The organism is Curvivirga sp. (genome assembly GCF_965219885.1).
Classification (GTDB): Bacteria; Pseudomonadota; Alphaproteobacteria; order UBA8366; family Aestuariispiraceae; genus Curvivirga.
The window spans coordinates 1,455,388-1,472,343 of record NZ_CBDCOT010000009.1 but is presented as its reverse complement, the minus strand read 5'-3'; the positions used below and the strand labels follow the sequence as shown (position 1 = coordinate 1,472,343).

Annotated in this window: 15 protein-coding genes; 9 read left to right on the top strand and 6 right to left on the bottom strand. The window is 42.3% G+C overall.

The genetic code is table 11. From position 1 onward, the window contains the following. Positions 1-168: 168 nt before the first annotated feature. Entirely contained in the window at positions 169-1,968 is a 1,800-nt protein-coding gene (locus ACOQOA_RS12450; RefSeq protein ID WP_420548945.1) for a TolC family outer membrane protein, read from the bottom strand. A gap of 463 nt (positions 1,969-2,431) precedes the next feature. Here ACOQOA_RS12450 and ACOQOA_RS12445 point away from each other — a divergent pair, with 463 nt between their 5' ends. The 4 genes from ACOQOA_RS12445 (at position 2,432) to ACOQOA_RS12430 (ending at position 5,584) form a co-directional block, all read left to right on the top strand. Beyond that, complete coding sequence (locus ACOQOA_RS12445) at positions 2,432-3,208, top strand: ABC transporter ATP-binding protein (protein WP_420548944.1); 777 nt, start codon at positions 2,432-2,434, stop codon at positions 3,206-3,208. A 92-nt stretch (positions 3,209-3,300) separates the two neighbouring features. After that, positions 3,301-4,074 (top strand): ABC transporter substrate-binding protein, encoded by a 774-nt coding sequence (locus tag ACOQOA_RS12440; protein ID WP_155156369.1) that lies wholly within the window; start codon positions 3,301-3,303, stop codon positions 4,072-4,074. 92 nt (positions 4,075-4,166) lie between these two features. Continuing rightward, the gene (locus tag ACOQOA_RS12435; protein ID WP_420548943.1) at positions 4,167-4,856 is read left to right on the top strand and encodes an ABC transporter permease; all 690 of its coding nucleotides are present in this window, start codon (positions 4,167-4,169) and stop codon (positions 4,854-4,856) included. 2 nt (positions 4,857-4,858) lie between these two features. Then, positions 4,859-5,584, top strand: coding sequence for an ABC transporter permease (locus ACOQOA_RS12430; protein ID WP_420548942.1), 726 nt, complete (start codon positions 4,859-4,861; stop codon positions 5,582-5,584). A gap of 13 nt (positions 5,585-5,597) precedes the next feature. On the opposite strand, the gene ACOQOA_RS12425 is transcribed toward ACOQOA_RS12430, so the two are convergent. Further along, positions 5,598-6,488: a LysR family transcriptional regulator gene (locus ACOQOA_RS12425; protein WP_420548941.1), complete on the bottom strand. Its 891-nt coding sequence runs from the start codon at positions 6,486-6,488 to the stop codon at positions 5,598-5,600. Between the two features lie 111 nt (positions 6,489-6,599). Here ACOQOA_RS12425 and ACOQOA_RS12420 point away from each other — a divergent pair, with 111 nt between their 5' ends. Then, positions 6,600-7,463, top strand: a complete 864-nt coding sequence (locus ACOQOA_RS12420) for an SDR family oxidoreductase (RefSeq protein ID WP_420548940.1) — start codon at positions 6,600-6,602, stop codon at positions 7,461-7,463. A gap of 63 nt (positions 7,464-7,526) precedes the next feature. Here the strand turns inward: ACOQOA_RS12420 and ACOQOA_RS12415 are convergent, their stop codons facing one another. After that, positions 7,527-9,635: a methyl-accepting chemotaxis protein gene (locus tag ACOQOA_RS12415; protein ID WP_420548939.1), complete on the bottom strand. Its 2,109-nt coding sequence runs from the start codon at positions 9,633-9,635 to the stop codon at positions 7,527-7,529. Positions 9,636-9,859: 224 nt separating this feature from the next. Next, positions 9,860-11,002 (bottom strand): succinylglutamate desuccinylase/aspartoacylase family protein, encoded by a 1,143-nt coding sequence (locus tag ACOQOA_RS12410; RefSeq protein ID WP_420548938.1) that lies wholly within the window; start codon positions 11,000-11,002, stop codon positions 9,860-9,862. Positions 11,003-11,213: 211 nt separating this feature from the next. Here ACOQOA_RS12410 and ACOQOA_RS12405 point away from each other — a divergent pair, with 211 nt between their 5' ends. From ACOQOA_RS12405 to ACOQOA_RS12390, 4 genes are all read left to right on the top strand, one after another. Then, positions 11,214-12,002: a 3-hydroxybutyrate dehydrogenase gene (locus ACOQOA_RS12405; RefSeq protein WP_420548937.1), complete on the top strand. Its 789-nt coding sequence runs from the start codon at positions 11,214-11,216 to the stop codon at positions 12,000-12,002. A gap of 529 nt (positions 12,003-12,531) precedes the next feature. After that, entirely contained in the window at positions 12,532-13,749 is a 1,218-nt protein-coding gene (locus ACOQOA_RS12400) for a serine hydrolase domain-containing protein (RefSeq protein WP_420548936.1), read from the top strand. Positions 13,750-13,768: 19 nt separating this feature from the next. Then, entirely contained in the window at positions 13,769-14,704 is a 936-nt protein-coding gene (locus ACOQOA_RS12395; RefSeq protein WP_420548935.1) for an alpha/beta hydrolase, read from the top strand. Between the two features lie 139 nt (positions 14,705-14,843). Further along, on the top strand, positions 14,844-15,026 hold the full coding sequence (locus ACOQOA_RS12390) for a hypothetical protein (RefSeq protein ID WP_155153567.1): 183 nt from the start codon (positions 14,844-14,846) through the stop codon (positions 15,024-15,026). Between the two features lie 125 nt (positions 15,027-15,151). Here ACOQOA_RS12390 and ACOQOA_RS12385 read toward each other — a convergent pair whose 3' ends face one another. Then, a complete protein-coding gene (locus tag ACOQOA_RS12385; RefSeq protein WP_420548934.1) occupies positions 15,152-16,087 on the bottom strand; it encodes a 2-hydroxyacid dehydrogenase in 936 nt (311 codons plus the stop codon). After that, positions 16,084-16,908 (bottom strand): YdcF family protein, encoded by an 825-nt coding sequence (locus ACOQOA_RS12380; RefSeq protein WP_420548933.1) that lies wholly within the window; start codon positions 16,906-16,908, stop codon positions 16,084-16,086. Before ACOQOA_RS12380 ends, ACOQOA_RS12385 begins: the two co-directional genes overlap by 4 nt. Positions 16,909-16,956 lie beyond the last annotated feature (48 nt).

Sequence of the window (16,956 nt, the reverse complement as noted above, 5' to 3'; positions counted from 1 at the left end):
AAAAATTATTAAAATATATTTAAAATTTTATCTATTTTAAAATATAATAAATATCAGATACTTAAATACATCTTTATAAAGATAAGGATATATAGAACCAACCAAAATACACGTAATTACATATCAAGTTATGACTGAAAATCTTTTCAGAACCCTAAAAGAAATCGCCTAAAAAGCGCTCTCTTCTTCCCCATATAGCTCAGAAATACTATTACTCACCATCTCTAAATCCTGCTCAGGGCTTTCATCAGGATCATCAAATGCCGCATAGTCAACCACAGGGATATCTTGCCCCAATCCAGCATATTCAGGAACCTCCCCCCCTAGCGATGTGAGCACCACTGAAGACACCTTCTCTTTTTGAGCATTCTCCGAAGTGTTTACATCAACCACATCCACAACAATCCGCTCTGACACGGGCGTCACTTGTTCCGAAATGCCGGAAACAGGATCTAAGGTTAGCGGTTCCTCTAATTCAAAAACATCAGAATCAAGTTCCAGTGAATTTGGATCAAGCGTTTCCCCCTCGATCTCTTCTAACTCTGCCGGGTCCAGAATTGGCGCATCCAATACTTCCATTTCCTCGCCCAACACCGGATCAATATTAATGCTTTGAGCATCTTTTGCAGCCAAATCCACCTTTTGATGAGGCACAGGATCCAATTCACTACTCGCTTCGATCGGCTTAGGCACTTCCAAGGAAGCCAGCAGCACCCCACCTGTTGCCAACACACGATAAACGCCGAATATCGCCTGAAACTCTGTAGAAATCATATTCGTACGAGCGAAAAAATACTCATTTTCCGCATCAAGTAATTCCAATAGACTTCGACCACCTAAATCAAATTGCTGACGATACGTGGTACGCACCACGTCATTAGCCTCGACCTCACGGCGCTGGGCTCTTACACGACTTACCGAACCGTCTCGCGCATTCCATGCAAGACGCATATCTTCTTCAGTTAAACGAACCGCCCGATTATATTCTTGCCGAGACTGCGCGATACGCGCCAATGCTTCTTGTCGTCGATAAGTATCTTCGCCACCATTATAGAGGTTATAGGTCATACGTACCATTGCTTCTGCTGAATATTCAGCACCACGCGTCCCATCTACGTTACGATTAGCATCGGCTCCTAACTCTAGATTCACCGTAGGAAAGAAACCTGATTTCGCAGAATCAAATTCACGTATTGCTGTTTCCAAATCAGCCTTTGAAACATTTACCGTCGGATTATTACCGATCGCCCAATCAATTGCTTCATCTAAACTCGAAGGCATCGCCCAAAATGGTGCAACGGGACGCTCCAACGACACGGGGCTTTCACCAATAATTCTCACATAGGTCGCATCGGCATCACGTAAACGGACACGGGCATCCTCCAAGGACGCTTGCGCAGACGCCAAGCGAGATGCGGCTTGTTGCTGATCAGCAATTGTTGCCGCGCCACCTTCAACTTTACGCGTCACTAAATCCAGTGTCTCTTCGTGCATAAGCACATTATCTTCACTAAGTTCGGTAAGTTCACGCTGACGGCGTGCTTCAAGATATGCTTGAATGGCATCCAAACCAATTTGTTCTGATGTTTGGCGCACACGACGCGTTGCAGAAATAACGCGGCTTTCCTGACGCGCGACTTCTGAATCTGTTGCATAACCGTCAAAAAGCATCTGAGTGACACTTAATCCGCTTTCATAGCGGTTCATTGAATTATAACTATCACCGGAGTTTCTAGCACCAGGATCGTCATTATATTCATGACCGAAACCTGCATTAAGATCTACATCTGGCTTATAAGCAGCTTCGGATTGCTTCAATTCATATTCCGTTGCCCGACGATCCTCGATTACGATCCCAATATCCGGATTCGTTTGCAAAGCCGTACGCACGGCCTCCTCTAAAGGCACAGCTAATGCAGTACTACTCATTAATACTGATGCGAGTGAAAACCCAAGAAATCGCTTCATTATGTCAGACCCAACCGTCTTTATCTTATTATTAATCAATTCCACTCCCATCTCTGCCACAAGACAAGAGTCCCCCCATCCATCTCTTCCATACTATATAGATGATAATTATCAATGACTACTCAATTAATCACCAACTTCAAGATGAAATAGATAAATTTTTATCTAAATGCAAAATAATAAAAATACAAGCAATTAATCTTGTAAAATTCGAAACACACGAAAACGTGACGAAATAATATTATCAAAACCAATTTAGATCAGGCAAGAATGACTTAACTTCACCAAGAATGGCAGGATTTTACCACCAAAAGTCTTGACGCCTGCCTATATTCTATGTTGACCTTAACAAAATGATATAAAGAATGGGTCGAAAAAATACCCTACTTATATAAATATATAGAATAAATAAAAATACTATATTCTCTGCTTTTTGTAGAGTTTAGGGTCAAGGGGTACCGTAGTGACGGATAAGTCTGTTGTTTTGCAAGTAGATGACTTGCATAAGAGCTTTGGCAATGTCGAAGTATTAAAAGGCGTTTCGCTGACTGCACGACAAGGTGACGTAATTTCCATGCTTGGATCTTCTGGATCCGGGAAAAGTACATTTTTGCGCTGTCTGAATATGTTGGAAATCCCCAACTCTGGTAAAGTGACAGTACATGGCGAAACCATCGGCATGTCCGCAGATCGCACTGGTAGTCCAGTTCCCGCAGACATGAAACAAGTGGAACGTATTCGTTCACGACTTGCGATGGTATTTCAAAGTTTCAATTTATGGTCGCATATGACGGTGCTGGAAAACATCATCGAAGCCCCGGTTCACGTATTAGGAAAAAGTAAAGCAGAAGCGACAGAACAAGCGAAAGCTTTATTGGATAAAGTGGGCATCCACGAACGCGCTGATTATTATCCATCCCACATGTCCGGAGGCCAACAACAACGCGCAGCTATTGCCCGTGCCTTGGCAATGGATCCGGAAGTGATGCTGTTTGATGAACCGACCTCTGCCCTCGATCCGGAATTAGTGGGCGAGGTTTTAAAAGTTATGCGTGATCTGGCCGACGAAGGCCGTACAATGATTGTTGTCACTCATGAAATGGGCTTTGCCAAAGATGTCAGCTCTGATGTGATATTCCTGCATGAAGGCCGCATCGAGGAAGAAGGTAAACCAGAAGAAATCTTCACGAACCCTCAATCAGAACGTTTCCGTCAGTTCCTCGCGAAAACAAGAGACTGACCCACCCATTTAATTTAAAACTCTATCGGACAGGGTGGCCGATAGAATAAATTAACGGTTGATACTTAATATAACTACTAAGGGAGATAACCATGTTTAAAAAAGTTTCATTGACAGTTGCTGCAGCGGCAATCGCGTTGACAGCTGGCATGGCAAACGCAGCAGACAAAGTACGTATTGGTGTGGAAGGCGCTTACCCTCCATTCTCTGAAAAAACACCTTCTGGTGAACTCATTGGTTTCGATATTGATATTGCAAACGCACTTTGCGCGGAAATGAAAGTTGAATGTGAGTTGGTTGAACAAGATTGGGACGGCATGATCCCAGGTCTTTTGGCTTCCAAATATGATGGCATCATTGCTTCTATGTCCATCACACCAGAGCGCAAAAAGAAAATTGACTTCTCTGAAAAATATTACAACACACCTGCGAAACTAGCTTCAAAAGCTGGTATGTTTGCTGACGATAAGCCAGCAACATTGGCAGGCAAAGTAATCGGTGTTCAATCTGCAACAATCCACGCTGATTATGCAAAAGCAACATTCAAGGATTCCGAAATCCGTGAATATGGTACACAAGAAGAAGTTTACCTAGATCTGACAGCAGGTCGTTTGGATGCAATCATGGCTGACTCTATTGCGATCGACGACGGCTTCTTGAAAACAGATGCTGGCCAAGGCTATGCATTCTTCGGCCAAGATCACACAGACGTACAATATTTCGGTGAAGGTGCTGGTGTTGGTGTACGTCAAGAAGACACAGAATTGCGTGATGCTTTCTCTAAAGCAATTAAAGCAATCCGTGCAAACGGCAAATACAAAGAAATCAACGATAAATACTTCGACTTTGACATCTACGGTGGCTAATTCGTAAGTAAGATATCAGGGGCGGAATATTAAATATTTCGCCCCGTTTCTTTCTCTCTCTATCCTTAACTATCACTTGATCAGGCTTTTCTATGGAACAAATTTGGGAATTTCGTGTTCTACTATTACAAGGCATTGGCTGGACCATTCTGGTTTCTGTCTGTTCCTTAATTATTTCCGTATTTTTTGGCTTATTAGGTGCTTGGGGTAAACTCGGTAAAAGCCGGATCGCAAATAAAGTTACGAATGCTTACACAACAATCGTACGTGGCATCCCTGATCTCGTTTTGATGTTGCTGCTCTTTTATGGCGGGCAACAACTTCTAAACGATATTGGTAAACAAACTGGCCTCTGGAAATATGTCGAAATCAATCATTTTGCAGCTGGTGTAGTAACGATTGGATTTATTTTCGGCGCCTATATGACCGAAACTTTCCGTGGGGCTATTTTGGCAATCCCACGAGGACAAATAGAGGCAGGCGTTGCTTGCGGTATGTCCAAGGGTATGATCTTCCGCCGCATAATTTGGCCACAAATGGTGCGCTATGCATTGCCAAGCTTCACAAATAATTGGCTTGTTCTTATGAAGACAACCGCTTTGGTATCTGTTCTTGGCTTACAAGAGCTGACATATATTGCAAAAGCTGTCGGTTTAAAATATCGCGAGCCATTCACATTCTTGCTTTTCGCATTGTTTATTTATTTGGTTTTAACCGCAATTTCCGAGTTCGGCCTCCGTCGTCTGGATAAGAAATACAATGTCGGTGTACGGAGGGCTTAATCATGGAAGAATTATCTTGGCTAAACTGGGGTTTTATTGATTGGAACCTACCAATCAAACACTATGATTTATTCATCCAAGGTGTCGGTAATACATTAGCATTAACAGCTTTATCTATTGCCATTGGTTGGATTTTCTCTGTACCATTTGCTTTTGCACGTGCCAATCGCCACCCGATCTTTAATGTGCCTATTTGGGCTTTCACCTACTTATTTAGAGGCACTCCGTTACTTATTCAGGTATTCCTGATTTATTACGGCTTAGGGCAATTCGAATTTGTACGTGAAAGTTTTATGTGGCCTATTCTACGAGAACCTTGGTGGTGTGCTTTAATCGCTTTCTCTTTGAATAGCTGTGCATATCAAACTGAAATCCTTCGCGGGTCTATTGAAGCCACACCATTTGGTGAGGTAGAAGCTGCGATCGCATCAGGTATGTCCCCATTAATGCGTCTACGTCGTATTATCTTGCCAAGTAGTTTGCGCCGCGCTTTACCGATGTATTCCAATGAAATCATCTTTATGCTTCACGGCAGTGTAATTGCCAGCACAATTACGATCGTAGATATCCTAAAAGCAGGACGCATTATTAATGGGCAATATTATGTGGCCTATGAAGGTTTTATATCTGCTGCAATCCTCTACATGATTTTGGTTTTCTTTATTGCCAAATTCTTGAAATGGGTCGAAGGCCATTGGCATGCGCATTTAAAACCACGTGAAGCTTAAAATTTCACAAGCCTTATTTTTGAAATTCCTTAGACTGGACCAGATGGTCAATTAAACATCTGGTTCGTGATGGCAATTGTCGTCTTGAAGGGTAAACAATATAAAACTCTATTGGGGCGCCTTGTAGCTCCGGAAAAAGTGGGATTAATTGCCTGCTGGTAAGTGCAGCTTGCATTGTCGAAGGTAGAACAGCCGTTATACCTATCCCTTCCAAAACCATCTGTTGCATCATCAATGGCGAATTACAGCTGTAATATGATCTCGGTTTTACCTGCACTTGTTTCCCATCTTTATAAAACCGTTGAACGCCATCTGATGAAGAAATATCCAAAGATATCCAGTTATGTTGTTCCAACTCCTCTATGCTTTTAGGAGTTCCATTTTTTTCAAGATAATCTGGAGACGCAACAATTTGGAAATGATCTCGATACAAAACACGCGCAATAAGACGATCATCCTTTGGCACCCCCACACGGATCGCCAAGTCTATACCTTCTGCAATCAAATCGGTTCTTTCATCTTCCAATCTGACATCCACAAAAACTTCTGGATACTGGGTTTGAAAGCTTTTCAAACATGGTAATAGTTTATTAATCCCAACATCATTCGTTGTTGTAATAGAAACGCGCCCCTTGGGAACAGATTGGTCTGCCAGGGAATCCGTATCGACCAGGATATCTTGTAAATCACGCGCTCTTTCATAGATGACCTTACCATCCTCAGTAACAGACAATTGACGGGTCGATCGATGGAGCAACCTAATACCTAACATTTCTTCCAGTTGGGTAATCTGTTCACTAATTCGGGAACGGCTGGAATGTAATTGTCGCGCGGCTCCCGCGAAACTTCCTTGTTCCACAACAATTGCAAATATTGCCAGTAGCTTTAGACGATTTAAATTCATTGTACTCAAAACCCGAACTATAATTTACGAAATTATCCACTACCGATAACAAAATCAATCACCCATATTCCCTTTGATAATTCCAACATATAATTCAAAGGAAACAAAAGAATGATTGCTGTTACAGGTGCTTCCGGCCAACTAGGTCGATTGGTTATCGAATCCTTACTTTCGAAAACAAGTAGTGAGAATATTGTAGCTGTGGTGCGAGATCCGAATTCCGTCCCAGAATTTGTCGCAAAAGGTGTTGAGATTCGTCATGCGGATTACAATGATCCTGCATCATTGGTGAAAGCCTTAAAAGGGATCGACAAGCTATTACTTATTTCATCCAACGCTGTGGGACAACGTACGCCGCAACATAAAGCTGTCATTGATGCTGCTGCTGAAACAGGCGTACATCTGTTGGCCTATACCAGTTTACTCAAAGCAGATACATCGCCGATTTTTTTGGCACAGGAACATAAAGAAACGGAAGCTTTAATTAAAGAGTCGGGCTTGAACTATACGTTTTTACGAAATGGTTGGTATACGGAAAATTATACTATGGGAATTGCTCAGGCCTTAGAAGGGAAAGCTGTTTATAACTGTGCTGGTCAGGGTCGCCTAACGACAGCACCACGCGCAGAATATGCGGAAGCTGCAGCTGTCGTGTTAACAGATGAAACAGATCAACATCTAAATCAAACATATGAATTAGGTGGGGATTCATCTTATGATTTAAGCGATTTTGCCAGTGAAATTGGTAAATCAGCCGGAACAGACATATCCTATGTGAATCTTAAAGAAGATGACTTTAAATCAGCACTTATCGAAGCTGGCTTACCTGAAGGTTTTGCAGGCGCTTTGGCAGATGCAGGCACAGGAATTTCAAATGGTTGGCTAGTTGATGAAAGTAAAACTCTTTCAAAACTAATTGGTCGTGATACGACCCCTATGAAACAGTCAGTTTTAGAAGCCTTTCAAGCTTTATAAGAGCTGTAAAAGCAAAAGGCAGGAAATTCTTCCTGCCTTTTCGTTTCGTCACATAGATCAACACTAACCTGATGGCTGGTCATTTTCTGTTTTATCTTCTCTGATATGAGCGATAAATTTGGCCGTTTCTGCAGCTAAAATTTCACTGTTACGTGACAATTCATGGGCAGATGCCTGTAGTTCTTCTGTCGCAGAACCAGTACCTGCGGCATCTGCTGACACGGCATCAATATCTGTTACAACCGATTGCACCAATGACATCGCCGCTTTTGCAGAAGATGCAACGGTCTGTGTATCACCTGCTTGATGTTCAACTGTAGAGGCAATCTGCCCCATGGTTGCGTTAACTTGCTCAACTGCACCCGTGATTTGATCCACAGCTGATGTTGAACTGCTAATTTCAGATAACATCTGACCAACTTGAGACGAAATTTCCTCTGTCGCATTCTGTGTTTGTGACGCCAAAGACTTCACTTCATTCGCAACAACGGCAAATCCTTTACCCGCATCACCTGCACGTGCCGCCTCAATCGTTGCGTTTAAGGCCAATAGATTTGTCTGGTCCGCAATATCTGCGATCAATGACACGATATCATTAATCTTGGCACTTGATGCATTCAGCGCTGCCACTTTCTCAGAAGCTTCGGCTGCATGTTCAGAAGCCTGCGTGGTCAATTGGCTTGCTTCGGCAACCGTTGTCGAAATATCATTCACAGAACGGTTCACTTCCTCAACCGAGTCCGAAACCGTACTCATATCATTGCCTGCACTATGGGCTGCATCACGTACACCGCTTGATTTCGTTGCTGTACGATTAGCAACCTCGCTGACTTCTTTTGCGGTTGATGAAAGTTGTGTTGATGAAGCGGTTAATGCAGCAATAACGCCACCCACAGTTTCTTCAAATTGATCCGCTAAACTCATAATCTGTTTACGTTGATCTTCACGGGTTTTGATACGGAATTCCTGTTGTTCTTTACGATAGGCTTCTGCCGCGCGGCTTTCCTGTTTAAATTTATAGGTCGCCCGTGCCATTTCCGCCATTTCACCTTTGCCTTCGATATTTGGAACAAAGGTATCAAAATCACCATCCGCAAGTTTGATGAGCGCATCTCTGATCTTATAAAGCGGCTTCACAACCTGGAATAAAATCACATAGGCAACAAAGCACATCCCCATCAAAGAGATGACTGCCACAGCAACATCAATAATTAACCAGATGAGCGCCCCTTGAAGTCCTTTTTCGATCTTGTTGATAATATCGACTTTTGCAACAGCTTGTGCTTCCAAAAGAGACTTAATGCCTTCCGTCGCAGAAGCAAACCATGCTGCAGATTCAACCGGGTAAGGCTCACCATATTGACCGGCTTTGATTACTTTATCCCGCAAGGAGGTGAAGGTGCCAAAATATACGCTCTCAACTAATTTAACCTGTTTTCTAAATTCCGGGCTTAATTCATTTTCCAAATCTTTAACAACAGACCATCCAGCTTCCACTTCACCACGCATTCGTCCTAGCAGAGAGGTTTGCTCTGGCGTAAACTTTACATTGGCGCCAATAATTCCAGCTACCAAACCACGTTCACGGCCAGAAAACTCACTGGCAATCCATAAATTATGGCGAATAGAAAAGGCAATCGCCACATGGGAAGGCACGTTTTCGCCAAGTAGGGATTCCCCATGCAATCGAAGCTTTTGGGAAATTACGATCAGATCAGTAATCTCTTTAAAGAACTTTGTTCTTAAATCTTTCTGATCCTGATCAGATTTAGACGCTAACGCTTTATCAACTTCCCCACGTAAGGACTGTACAACCTTCAGCTGCTTCTTCACTTTAATGATATCATTGTGAACCAGTTCATTTTCCAGCTCTTCAATCTCTTCAACTGCCTTTAGGAAAGCAGCGTCTGCAATCTCTCGACGTTCTTTAATAGTTGCAAGCTGCTCGCTAGAAGCTTTTGACGGGTTCCCCAATGTTCCCGCGGATGTGCCGCGTTCCACGGCCCAAGATCCAGCGCTTACCAGTAATTGGTTGGATGCTTCGTTGATATGTAAAGCATCCAAATCCTCAATATATGATTGGGAAACTTTAATGGTGTCCGTTACCGCCAGCGCAAATAACAAACCGCCCAATAATAGAATAGAGACGAGAAGTTTATTCTGAATAGACATGCTTTCCCCTTTTTGTGGAATTATCTCCACATGTTAAGTTTCGAGCCCCCGGAAAAAGCTAGCCTAAACCCCCATAGCTTTCTCTTATCTTAATTAAATATTACTAATTAAATCAATAGTAATATTGCAAAGTAATATTTTTCTTAAGGATTGTACGAAAAAAGCGAGACATTGGATGCCTCGCTTTCAAACAAAATTATATTATTCTGATTTTATTTACAAAATCAGGCCTCTAATAGGTTGCCTTCGGCACGATGCGCCAAGATTTCTTGGCCTGCGACTTTTGCGATACTCTCACCCGGACGTACGAGTCGTTCTGACATCTGGGCAAAATAACGACCATTGGCACGACTATGCACTTCATGACGCCCTTCCGTTGGATTCTCAGCAGCAATATCAATCACCACAGCTATCAAGTCTCCCTTCTTGACCTGCTTACCAAGCTCAACCTGATAACTCACCAAACCACCAATTGGGGCATGTAGAACATCAGTTGCATGCAGGAAAGAAGCTTGTACTTCATTTCTTTGAGGTGTTAGCTTACCTGCAATGATATCCATTCTTCTCAGGAAACTCATTAAACCCTGCGCATCTTTGCGACCAAGTTCATCGGAGATATCGTTTAATCCACGAAACTCAACAGTTACCGCACAGCATGCAGGTGGTAGATGAGATGCTTCTGGTAATACGTCCTTTAGGCGCCACCAAGGAGAGGAATTAGCTTCATCAAACGGACCACCGCCGGCTTCGGTTTCAATCAATAAAACGGGAGAATCCAAATCCTGACACAAAGCATAAGCCTCATCTTCATGTTGTTGATTTGCATAGACATGCAATTCTGCTTCACCATCACAATGGAGGTCTAAAACAAAATCCGCATCGCAAGACAGGCTCATGAGTATCATACGCAATTCATCAACTTCTGTCCGGCAAGATTGATGGGAGACAACTTCACGGAATGCCGCGCGTACCTTTTCGACATCTTCTTCTACATTCCCTGTCAAATTGCCTTTTAACAAGGGGGCTGCACCAGAAACAAGATCAGCCCAATTACGGTTAAAATTTCCGCTGCCATCAAAAGAATATCGCCCTGCGACTTTACCATTGATGCGCTGTGCCATTCCAATCGGGTTTGCATAAGGCACAACAATAATTTCACCTTGAATGTCACCCGCAGCCTCAGCTTCATCCAGCAAAGGAATAAGATGATGGGCAGCCATTAAACCTGGCCATTCATCTGCATGGAGCGCTGCCTGAATATAAACCTTCTTGCCTTTGCCCTTTTCACCATAACGATGAATAATCAACTCACGTTGGCTACCTGGACTTGGTGAAAGCAGAGGAATAACTTCAGTTTTTCTTGGCATTTTTTGCTCCTGTTAGATTTGTTTTTTCTGTCTTATCCTGTCTTAGAAAGTTGAGCAAGATATATGCATATACGCCAGAATTAACCATGTTACTTTGCTGTTCAATTTTGCACATTGATAAATGAAAATGCCTGTAGCCATCTGCAAAAACGCATCTTAAAATGCAGCCAACTTAAAAATAATTCGACTAGAAGGTCATTAGGGGAAATTCATGATTGATTTAAGAGATAAAGTTGCAGTTGTGACTGGTTCAACAAGTGGTATTGGGCTCGCCATGGCACAAGGTTTAGCAGCTCAAGGCTGTAATGTTATGCTAAATGGCTTTGGCGATGAAGATAAAATAGAACAGATACGTGCTTCTATGGAAAAAGATCATAATGTTAAGGTTTCTTACAGCTCTGCGAATATGGCTAAACCAGATGAAATCCGTACTCTTATTCAAGAGACTGTAGATACATTTGGCAGCTTGAATATCCTGATCAATAATGCTGGTATTCAACGTGTACACCCAATTGAAGATTTTCCGGAACAAGATTGGGATGATATTATTGCAATTAACCTTTCGTCCGTCTTTCACACAATGAAAGCAGCTGTTCCGCATATGCGCCAAGCTGATTGGGGACGCATCATTAATACCGCTTCTGTCCATGGTTTAGTAGGGAGCGTTCATAAAGCAGCATATGTTGCTGCGAAACATGGTGTTGTGGGTATGACCAAAGTTGTGGCACTGGAAACTGCGGAAGATAATATCACATGCAATGCGATCTGTCCGGGCTGGGTCCATACGGAATTAATCGATGAACAAATTAAAATTCGCGCTGATAAACTTGATGTTTCAAAAGATGAAGCAGAAAAAGATATTCTGCGTGAGAAACAACCATCCATGAATTTTGTTAAAACTGAAGATTTAGCCAACCTGGTTCTTTTCTTGTGTAGTCCTGCCGCAAATCAGATGACAGGAGCCGAACTGCCAGTAGACGGTGGCTGGACGGCTCAATAACCATAAAATTGAGGGGTTAATGAAAGTTTTTTTGAAAATTTCTACTTTTTTTGATTTTGTTAACCCTACATTAACTGTTTCGAATATATAAAGTATATGTCTACCCCAAGATCCAAACCCTACCCTTCTTCATTGGATCAGGTGACACTCTTAGACCCCTGTTCAACTGAGCTGCCCGCATATGCTGGCGGCTCTATTTTTTTGATCTTATTTTTCAATATTAATACGGGCTTAGAACATGCTCACAAATCTGTGATTAAAAAAAACATCTTTTTTAGTCATCTAAGGGTGTAAATCTGTCGTATACTAACCATATAGAAAACATACTACCCGACAGGCTCGACTTCCCCCTAAACCCTAGAGCCTTTCCCCAAGTGTTGGGTAGTACCTTTAAACCCCTGTTCAACTGAGCTGTCTATTTCGGGCAGCTCTCTTTTTTTATGCACCCCCCTTCTTTTCTTCATTTGCAAAATTTACAAATTGAATAATAATTTGGATATCAAAGCGATTGGAAGTAAAGAGTAATTCAATGCAAGTAGTTAACGACCCTCAAAAGTTAGGTTTTTGTCCAAAGCGTCTTCAGAGAATCACTGATTGGATGCATCGCTATATTGATTCAGGTAAATTGGCAGGTGCAACCACCGTTATCGCCCGAAAAGGACAGCTTGCTTATACAAATTCAATAGGCAAAAAAGATATTGATACTAATCAGGATTGGGATTTTGAAACCATACTGCGCTTCTATTCCATGACCAAACCAATCACATCTGTTGCAATGATGCAGTTGTATGAACAAGGGTTGTTTCATTTAGATGATCCGGTTGAAGAGTATTTACCGGAACTCAAAAACATGAATGTTCTGCTTCCAGATGCAATATCTTTGAATGATTGCGTACCGGCAAAAAATAAAGTTACGATCCACGACCTTTTCTTACATACAGCTGGCTTCACATATGGATTTAACAACGACTTACTCTCTGACGCTTATATTGAGAGAAAAACAGATTTCGACCCAACTCATGGAACCAACCGAGAAGTCCTAAAACGTGTAGCTAACCTCCCCTTGCAATTCGAACCCGGCACAAAATGGAATTATGGTATTAATACAGATATTCTAGGAATATTGGTGGAAGTGATATCGGGTAAAACATTGGATAGATATTTCGAAGAAAATATATTTCAGCCTCTCGGAATGACAGATACAGCCTTTGATATTTCGCCCTCAAAACAAGATCGGCTTGCTTCTCTATATGTTCCGACCTCCGAAAATGGCCTGCAATTATATGAGAATGCGATAAACACTGAATATCTAGAAGGAAATGTAAAATGCCTGTCAGGCGGCGGCGGTTTACTCTCCACAGCATCAGATTATTTAAAATTTGCAGATATGATGCGTCAAAAAGGCCAATTCAAAAATGAACGAATTCTTGGTCCTAGAACAGTTGATCAAATAACTGCTAACCACTTACCTGGCGACCTTGCCTCAATGGGTCAACCTGTCTTTAGCGAGGTGTCCTTTAAAGGGGTGGGCTTTGGTCTAGGTGTTTGGTCCATGTTAAATCCCAACCTAGCAGGACTGAGTGGCAATATCGGTGATTATGGCTGGGGCGGTGCAGCATCCACGGTATTCTGGGTTGACCCCAAAGAAGATATGATCGTCATGTTTTTGACCCAACTCTTACCAAGCAGCCATTATCCATTACGCAAAGAATTACGTGCACTTACCTATCAATCTTTAATTGATTAGATGAACAGGAAAAATCTTCATGACAATTGAAAAAGAAATGCTGGATTTCGTGGAAGAAACAAATCGCCTTTACCCAGAAGATACAGCTTTACGTGGCCCAGAAGAACAAAAATCAATTTATGAAAATTATGTCAAAGCTTTCACGCCTCCTCGTCCCAATGGTGTATTAGCTAAAGATTTTGATCTAGTCGTTGATGAGCAATCGATACCTGCGCGTCTTTACACAAAAGAAGGTAGCATTTCTGAGCATTTGATTCTGTTTTTCCATGGCGGTGGATATGTTGTAGGCAACCCTGATAGCCATGACGGTTTTACTGCATGGCTATGTAATGAAACGCAAATACAGTTGCTCTCGGTGGATTATCCGCTGGCACCTGCCGCTAGCTATGAGGAAATCGAAGAAGCGGCACGTCTTGCATGGAAATGGTGTTTAGAGAACGCAAACACTTATGGCTTTAAAACTAATAAAATAATTTTATGTGGTGATAGCGCTGGCGGCCATATGTCCGCTTGCCTGTCACAATATTTAGCCGATCAAAACAGTGAAATTATGCCTTCTGGTCAAATTCTGATCTATCCCAGTCTGGGGTTCGATATGACCACCGACTCATACAAAACCGAAGCTGAGGCTCCCCTCTTAACAAAATCAGATATCGAACAATATAGTGAAATTGTATATGGTGGCCGTAATAACGCACCATCGTCTGCACGCCCAGCTTATGCAGAAAACAAAACAAACCTCCCTCCTACAATGCTTTTGCCAGTTGAACATGACCCCTTGCGGGATGATGCTGTTCTTTACCATGAGATGTTGAAGGATGCTGGTGTTGAATCTCATCTTTATATCGGGACGGGTTTATTACATGGATCGTTACGTGCCTATCAAACAAGCCCTGGCGTTCAAAAACTATATGCTGCAATTGTGGAGCGTATCGCGGAATGGCGCATACGTTGAATGAAATAATATTTCTCGCTTCACTTTCTTTGTTTTTATGCTATAGTTATTTCTATCAGCAGAAAGCTGACCTTAAATTATAGGCAGAAACAGCCTGTATCATTAACTAGGAAAGGCGACTAGAAAGGTCGAAATTGATATGGAAATATCCACCGCGGTCCAGGCGACCAAAGCTTCAATGGGGCATGCGACCTCAATCTCTGCGATCAAGAAAGCAGTAGAAGCAGAAGAACAAATCGTAGAAATGATTGCAGATGTAACCAACACACCTAGCCCTGCCGCAACAGGCGGTCGTGGTCGTGTTGTAGATACATACGCTTAGAAATTCGCTTCGATTTAATTTACGGAGCTTGCAGATATATTCTGCGAGCCTTCTGGTGTGTCTGGGATATGAGATCTAAACCAAAAAGGATAGCCTTAAACTATCCTTTATCTTCTTTGCATGATTTAGTAGCCCAACTCCGGGTTAACAACGCCATCTAATTGGCCAAGATCTTTTCCTGCTTGTAAATGCTTAAGATTGGCAATTGCAGTTTCAGCCCCGGTATCAACACGTGTCACGCTAGCGATATGGGGTGTAATCAACACATTATCCATCTCCCAAAATGGATGATCCTTTGGAAGAGGCTCTTCCCAAAACACATCCAACGTAACAGCGGATAAAGCATCTGACTTAAGGGCATTTACCAAGGCATCATCATCAAATATTGTACCACGACCCGGATTCACTATCGAGGCCCCTTTTGGCATCCAGGATAATTTCTCAGCATCTAAAAGCTTAATTGTCGCAGATGTATTTGGTAATAAATTAACTAGAATACTCGCTTCAGAAAGCACCGTTTTTAGGCCTGTATCTCCGGAATAACATTGAATACCGTCAATTTCTTTTTGACTGCGACTCCATCCCAAGATCTGAAAACCTGCCTGACGAAGCGTCTGCGCGCAAGCTTCTCCCAATTTCCCGAGGCCAAGCATGGCAACTTTACGCTGACGTGCAAGTGGCGGATCAATTGGATCCCAATTCTTCTTTCTCTGCGCCTTAATATATCTCGTTGTGTTTAAGTGATGCAGCATTACATGTCCTAAGACGTAATCTTGCATTCCTTCCGTCAAACCAATATCCACCATACGAATAATCGGCAGATGTTTAGGGAAATCCGGATCAGATGTAATATGCTCAATACCTGCCCATAATGATTGCACAGCTTTGACATTTGGCAAGCTGGCGATTGCTCCCTTAGGTGGGGCAGAAGCAAGAACATATTCAATAGTTTCGGGATTTTCTATTTCAGGCCAAACCTGTATCTCCGCGCCTAATTGCTTCTCAACTTCCAGCTTCCACTCTTCAGGGTCTTCATTTGATGTCAGTAAAGCAATTGTCATGAACCTGTTCCTTTATCGTCATTTTCTTTTACGGGTGCTGGATAAAACTCACCTGTCTTATCTGTGAGTTTATACATAAGCAATCCTACAAACTCATAGAGAGCCGAGTATAAATCTGCAGCCCCTTGATGAAATTGAAATTGCAGAGAAATCGCCATTTCCTTACCGAAATTATAATCAACTGGAAAAGGAATAAACTTCCAATCCAAATGCCTTGCAATTCCGACTGCTCGCGGCATATGAGCTGCGGATGTTACCAGTATCCATGTTTCATCAGGTTCAGGTTTGACTATTTCCTTCGATAATTTGATATTTTCAAATGTATTTCTTGATTGGTCTTCTATTAAAACTCTGCCCATAGGAATATTTAACTTTTCCAAAACCTCTTGAGCTAAAGCAGCCTCCTTATACTCCTGCGCAAACAAACTTCCGGAACCACCGCTATAAACAGCCTTTGCTTGGGGATAATGCTCCATCAACTCGGCAAAAGCAAAGAGTCGTTCGACATTGCTTTGCAAAATAAGTTGTTGGTATTCCGCACTTAATGCCGGGTTCACTGCACCGCCCAAAACAAGAATACCATCCACATCAGCAGGTAAGATAGCCGGAGGCGGGAATCGTTGCTCTAAATGAATTCGCCCCCAAGTCCCAAGCGGGAACACAGTAATAACTAAGGCTATAGTCACTGTTACCGTCATAAGCCAGCGTGCAGGCTTTAACCAATTCATCCATAAAAAAATCACAGAAATCAGCATCAATATCAAAAATACATTGATAGGATTTAATAGAAAATAAAAGATCTTGGACAAATAGAAGAACAAGTAAAGTTTCCTTTGGATACGGGGATACACCTTCCCACCGAGTATAGA